Below are 345 nucleotides of genomic sequence, written 5' to 3' on the forward strand. Positions count from 1 at the left end.
GTATCGATTATAATAACGATTTAGTGTCAATCTTAAACCAATTGGATCAATCTGCCAACCCCAATCAGAAGCTTCTAAATAAGGATTGACCAAACCACCCAAGATATTTCCTTTTCCAGATGAATATTTTGATGGATCTGCTGCCTGAGTAATACTCATATAATAACTGAAGGAGAGAAAATCAACCGTATTATTTTTTAATAACTCTTCATCACCTTCCACGAAAGTAATCTTTATGCCATTTTCTTTAAAGTATCTTTTGGCATAATTAGGATAATATCCTCTAACATGTATATCCGAAAATAAATAGTTCAAATTTTCATAGGCATGAGCCGCCCAAAGATC

The 345-nt window shown here is 33.0% G+C and carries 1 protein-coding gene; it reads right to left on the reverse strand.

The genetic code is table 11. The features are described from left to right. The coding region (locus tag C1G53_RS06825) for a family 1 glycosylhydrolase (RefSeq protein ID WP_153046666.1) at positions 1–345 on the reverse strand (345 nt) is incomplete at both ends.

It is taken from the genome of Streptococcus suis (assembly GCF_002960445.1).
Classification (GTDB): domain Bacteria; phylum Bacillota; class Bacilli; order Lactobacillales; family Streptococcaceae; genus Streptococcus; species Streptococcus hyiners.